This window comes from Sodalis sp. (in: enterobacteria) (genome assembly GCF_051710625.1).
GTDB lineage: Bacteria > Pseudomonadota > Gammaproteobacteria > Enterobacterales > Enterobacteriaceae > JBPESN01.
In genome coordinates, this window is the sequence record NZ_JBPESN010000109.1 from 1 (window position 1) to 4,401 (window position 4,401).

Annotated in this window: 11 protein-coding genes and 1 pseudogene; 11 read left to right on the plus strand and 1 reads right to left on the minus strand. The window is 61.8% G+C overall.

The annotated features are described in order from the left end of the window. A pseudogene (locus ACTBDU_RS15990) lies at positions 1 to 328 on the minus strand (transposase); the annotation flags it as partial. A 179-nt stretch (positions 329 to 507) separates the two neighbouring features. Between ACTBDU_RS15990 and ACTBDU_RS15995 the strand changes: the two are divergent. From ACTBDU_RS15995 to ACTBDU_RS16045, 11 genes are all read left to right on the plus strand, one after another. Continuing rightward, positions 508 to 885 carry a hypothetical protein gene (locus ACTBDU_RS15995; RefSeq protein ID WP_438807161.1) on the plus strand — a complete coding sequence of 126 codons (378 nt, stop codon included), beginning with the start codon at positions 508 to 510 and terminating at the stop codon, positions 883 to 885. A 13-nt stretch (positions 886 to 898) separates the two neighbouring features. Continuing rightward, entirely contained in the window at positions 899 to 1,114 is a 216-nt protein-coding gene (locus ACTBDU_RS16000; RefSeq protein WP_438807162.1) for a hypothetical protein, read from the plus strand. Further along, entirely contained in the window at positions 1,095 to 1,454 is a 360-nt protein-coding gene (locus ACTBDU_RS16005) for a DNA circularization N-terminal domain-containing protein (protein WP_438807163.1), read from the plus strand. The genes ACTBDU_RS16000 and ACTBDU_RS16005 overlap by 20 nt, the downstream gene beginning before the upstream one ends. Before the next feature lie 60 nt (positions 1,455 to 1,514). Next, positions 1,515 to 1,709, plus strand: a complete 195-nt coding sequence (locus ACTBDU_RS16010) for a hypothetical protein (protein ID WP_438807164.1) — start codon at positions 1,515 to 1,517, stop codon at positions 1,707 to 1,709. Next, entirely contained in the window at positions 1,664 to 2,056 is a 393-nt protein-coding gene (locus tag ACTBDU_RS16015) for a hypothetical protein (RefSeq protein ID WP_438807165.1), read from the plus strand. The genes ACTBDU_RS16010 and ACTBDU_RS16015 overlap by 46 nt, the downstream gene beginning before the upstream one ends. A gap of 43 nt (positions 2,057 to 2,099) precedes the next feature. Beyond that, positions 2,100 to 2,423, plus strand: coding sequence for a hypothetical protein (locus ACTBDU_RS16020; protein WP_438807166.1), 324 nt, complete (start codon positions 2,100 to 2,102; stop codon positions 2,421 to 2,423). A gap of 213 nt (positions 2,424 to 2,636) precedes the next feature. Beyond that, a complete protein-coding gene (locus tag ACTBDU_RS16025) occupies positions 2,637 to 2,909 on the plus strand; it encodes a hypothetical protein (protein WP_438807167.1) in 273 nt (90 codons plus the stop codon). Further along, the gene (locus ACTBDU_RS16030) at positions 2,910 to 3,236 is read left to right on the plus strand and encodes a hypothetical protein (RefSeq protein WP_438807168.1); all 327 of its coding nucleotides are present in this window, start codon (positions 2,910 to 2,912) and stop codon (positions 3,234 to 3,236) included. A 102-nt stretch (positions 3,237 to 3,338) separates the two neighbouring features. Beyond that, the gene (locus tag ACTBDU_RS16035; RefSeq protein WP_438807169.1) at positions 3,339 to 3,521 is read left to right on the plus strand and encodes a hypothetical protein; all 183 of its coding nucleotides are present in this window, start codon (positions 3,339 to 3,341) and stop codon (positions 3,519 to 3,521) included. Next, positions 3,522 to 4,007, plus strand: a complete 486-nt coding sequence (locus ACTBDU_RS16040) for a hypothetical protein (RefSeq protein ID WP_438807170.1) — start codon at positions 3,522 to 3,524, stop codon at positions 4,005 to 4,007. It abuts the gene before it with no gap. A gap of 179 nt (positions 4,008 to 4,186) precedes the next feature. Continuing rightward, on the plus strand, positions 4,187 to 4,303 hold the full coding sequence (locus ACTBDU_RS16045; RefSeq protein WP_438807171.1) for a phage GP46 family protein: 117 nt from the start codon (positions 4,187 to 4,189) through the stop codon (positions 4,301 to 4,303). The last annotated feature ends 98 nt before the right edge of the window (positions 4,304 to 4,401 follow it).

The window sequence follows — 4,401 nt, forward strand, 5'->3', positions numbered from 1 at the left end:
CAGGATAATGCGCTCTGAGTTTCCCGATTAACGAGAACTGTTCAGGGAGTCTGACATCAAGAGCGCTGTAGCCTTTTTTAATATTTCGTTTTCCATTTCAATGCGTTGTACCTTCTTCTTGAGCTCATGTATTTCGATTTGTTTCGGGGTTATGGGAGAGGCTTTTGGTGTTTTCCCCTGTCGCTCATCACGCAGTTGTTACCCATTTCGTCATCGTAGAAAGGCCGACGTCCATGGCTTTTGCTGCTGGCGCGGCGGTGTAATTTTGGTCGACAACCAGTTGAGCGGATTCGCGTTTGAATTTAGGACTAAAATTTCTTCTTTTCATTGGTGTGCACCCGTGTTGTTCTGAGGTGAGCATATCACCTCTGTTCAGGTGGCTAAATTCAGTGTACCGCCACAAGGCGAAAAAAAAGCTCAGCGCGCTGACGCCCGCCTGCGCGACTACCGTTTCGCCCTTGTCCGACTCGGACAGTACGGCATCAGCGCCTGGCGCGCAGCGGCACCATGTCGGCCAGCGAGCAGGTGCGCGCCTATGACAGGATGCAGACTAGCATTGCCCGGCTGCGTCAGGAGATGGCAGGGGTTGAGCGCCAGCAATGCTGCTGGCTCAAGGGCACGCTGTCCCTTGGCTCCAGGCTGGTCGCGGGGGCCATGACACTGCGCCAGCCCATCACCTGCCAGATGGACTACGATGCGCACCTGCGTAAGCTGGCCAAATTTGCCTACCGCAATGATAACGCGAGCGTGCGCGAGGCGGGCCTGACGGTCATTGACCAGCACATTCGCGCTGCCACACACGCCGGCTGCGCCACCCCCGGCCTGGCCATGGAAGCGCTGGAAATCATGCTGCGCTCCCTGCCGAAGGAAAAAGCCTTTTCCTAATCTGCCGAAGGTGATGAAAAACGCCACGGCCATCGGGGCTGAGCTCAAAGAGATGGCGCCGCTGCAAAATGTGGCGGTCAATTTTAACCTCAGTGAGCGCGACAGCCGCATCGCCCTGAATGGGGCCACCACCGCAGCCCCCGCCGTGAATGTCAGCGTCACGCTGGACAGGCGCGAGATTGCCACTGCCGTGGAGACGCGTCTGGCGCGTGACGGGAGACGACACTGATGGTTACACTATTTATCCACTGTTCGGGCAGCTGGGTGTCGATATGCTGCTGCCGGCGTCGTTCCGGGACATCGCCTTCGATTGCCTCTACACCCGCGAGGTGCTGGCCCACGACACGGTGGTGTATGTTGGCGCGACGGAGCGGAGTGTGGAAGACCACGGGCTGAAAGCACTGGGCCTGCGCCTGTCGGCGCTGTTCTGGGGCAACGGCTACCAGACGCGCCTCAAGGCGTTTCTGGCGGCGCTAAAAGTCCCTGGTCCCGCGGTGAGCTACTTCACCCGGTGTATGGCCCGCTGCCGCGCGCGCAGCTACTGGAAGCGGGCGTTGAGCACGAGGTAGAGCCACTTAATGCGGTGACCGTGGAGCTGGTGTTTGTCGAGGCCAGCACCGAACAGGCACTTGTTTGCGCCGGTCGGTACCACTCCACGCACCGGCGGCCTGCTGGACCATGTCACCGCCGGGTTGTCGGACGCACTGGCGACCATCCGGCGGCGCGCCAATGAAGGTATCGCCCGCATCAGTAATCTGGTTGCCTCGGCGGAGTATGTGTGCAGGCGCTGGCCGACGAGGTGCAGACCTCGCTGGGCAGCGTGATGAACTACCTTGATATGCCCACGGCGTTTGTCTCTGGCCTGAAAAGGCTGCTGTCCGCTTTCAGTAACCGGTTGAATTTTAGCGAGGTGACGCGGCTGTCAGACTGGCTGGCGGTGCGCAGTCAGGGCGAACGGCTGGCCGGCTTTGCCGAACGGCGTGTGACTGCCAGCGCTGCCGGCGGTCAGGGTGGCGTTTTTGCCTCCACCTTGAACCGCGCCAGCATTATGCCGCAGGCCGACCGTGAGCTGATTAACCAGACCGTGCGCCTGGTGACGATAGCGGAGTGGGTTGACGTAGCGGCGCGGCCCGGAAGAGGAGACGCCGACGCTCTCTGGCAGCGATATTGAACGCCTGTGTGAGGAGGTGCGCGCGTTAATCGTGACCGCCATCGTGACACAGCGCACCGTGATGGACACCCAGCAGTGTACAGCGCACCAGGTCCGTGACGTTGCACCCGACGGCCGTAACGACAGCCGGCTTATCGCTGCGCTGCAGCAGCTGGTCTACCAGCTGCAGAGCCAGGCCCGTACCCTGATAGTGCGCCGTCCGCCGCGCGTTTTGCGGCGGGTCATCCAAGCGTGCAATCTGCATCTGCTGGCCTTTGAATGGTACGGCGAGGCCGCGCGCGCCAGCGAACTGGCCCGATTAAATCGCAACCTGCGCAACCCCAACGTGCTGCAACCCGAAGACCGTCTGTATGCCTTCGCCCGTTAACACTACTGAGCGCATCGCCCTGTAGATTGGCGGGGTAGCCCATGATGACGGCTGGATATTGAAGTGGACGCCGACCTGCTGACCCCGGCGGTGGGCTGGGCGTTCACCGTCGGGCTAAGCCAGGCCCGTCTGCCGCCGGACGGTCAGGGTGGGCGCACGGGCCGAACTGCGTGCCGGTGACGCGCTTATCATAACCGGCCAGGTGGATGAACTGTGCGCCACGAGGTGGCGCGCGGGCAGCATACGCTGAGCGTTTATGGGCGCTCTTCGGCCGCCGTGCTGGTTGACTGCTCGGCCCCGATATTCAGCGCACGGGACATGCTCCTGCAGGAGGGGGTCACCCAGATACTGCGGCCGCTGGGCGTCACCCGCATTCGTCTGCAGGCCACCTCGCCGCTGTCCGCCAAAAAAGTCAGCATTGACCCCGGCGATATCGCCTGTGGCGCGCTGCGCAAGGCGGCGGAAGCCAGCGAGCTGTGGCCCTGAATGAGCGCCGATGGCACCCTGGTGGTGGGCGAACCGGATCACAGCACCCCGCCGGTGGATACGCTGATATTGCGGCGCGACGGCCAAAGCAATAACCTGCTGCGCCTGGCAGTGAGCGAAAATATCAGCAGCAGCTACTCCGAGGTGACGGTACTGGCCCAGGGGCACGGCAGCGCACAGGCCGACGGCCGCCATGACCGCCGCAGCCAGGTGAAAGATAAAACCGTTCCGCTCTACCGACCCCTGGTGGCGGTGGTGGGTGATACCGACAGCGATGAGGAGGTGCATTTTCGCGCCCGCAAGCTGATGGCGGACGCCAGGCCTTAACGGTCCGCTTATCACCGCCGTGGTGCATGGGCTGCGTACCGCCACAGGCTAGCTGTGGGCACCGGGCCAGCGGGTACGGATAAAAGAGCGAGCCGCAGGGTCTTGACGGCATTTTTACCTGATGCACCGACGTTTCAGAGGCGGCGCGGCCTGCCTCTGCAGATCCTGCTGACGCTGCGCGAGGATGGCGTCTGGTTGCCGGATACGCTGCCCGGAAGCAAACGGGTGAGCAAGGTCAAGGGCCATAAAGGTGCAAAACGTTATGGCAAAGCTGGGAGCAGATAGATGACTGACCTGATAGTACACATCGACCAGCGTATTCGCCGTGCCTTGGGCGGCCGTACCCGCCATAGTATCGTGATTGCCACCGGACACAGCACCTACCGGCTGCAAGGGCTGGCAAACGCTGAGGTGGCGCTCTATAGTGATGAAGGCGCCAAAATCGTTATCCGGCGCGAAAGAATTATCGAGGTGGAATGCGACGAGTATCGGGTTAAATGCAAACGCTATCAGGTTCAGGCCGAAGAGCGCGCCGGCTTCGAGACGCCGATGCTGTCAACCTCACAGGCACTGACCGCCGAGGGGCCTATCAGCGGCCACGGCGGTATGACGATTAACGGCGGCGACGGCGCGGTGGCGCGCTTTGCTGGGGATATTGAGCACCAGGGCGGCAGCCTGCTCAGCGCCGAGGTGGAAATCAACGGCATCCGGGAAAGTGGACATAGGCACCCGACACCTTCCGGGCTGCCCGACGGACCTGTTAACGGGTAAGATAGTGTCGCGGCTCGCGACGTACACCACCGTACCAGTCACCCTCTACGCCCCGCGTCACTCCTCCCGCCCCGTCGCCTACCTTACCCTGACGCCATGGACGCACTGATTGATAGCCAGACGGTGATTACACCGGCACTCGCACTACTGACCTGCATAACGCGGCCTACTTACGCCTGATGACGCCGCGCGGGCAATATTGGGCTGATCCGCAGCTGGGGTCACGTTTGCACAAATTGGCGCGGGCCAAAGACTCGGCCACCACCCGGCGACTGGCTCAGCAATATGCCGAATAGGCATTGCAACCACTGCTGGCCGATAGCCACGCCCGCCGCATTGACGTCCGGAGTCAGCTGTCCGGCACAAGGTGACCTGAGGCTACATATCGACGTCG

What these genes read in the sequence shown, in the direction of transcription:
- ACTBDU_RS15995 (WP_438807161.1), top strand. Translation starts at nt 508, where the DNA reads ATGTCGGCCAGCGAGCAGGTGCGCGCCTATGACAGGATGCAGACTAGC.
- ACTBDU_RS16000 (WP_438807162.1), top strand. Translation starts at nt 899, where the DNA reads ATGAAAAACGCCACGGCCATCGGGGCTGAGCTCAAAGAGATGGCGCCG.
- ACTBDU_RS16030 (WP_438807168.1), top strand. Translation starts at nt 2,910, where the DNA reads ATGAGCGCCGATGGCACCCTGGTGGTGGGCGAACCGGATCACAGCACC.
- ACTBDU_RS16040 (WP_438807170.1), top strand. Translation starts at nt 3,522, where the DNA reads ATGACTGACCTGATAGTACACATCGACCAGCGTATTCGCCGTGCCTTG.
- ACTBDU_RS16045 (WP_438807171.1), top strand. Translation starts at nt 4,187, where the DNA reads ATGACGCCGCGCGGGCAATATTGGGCTGATCCGCAGCTGGGGTCACGT.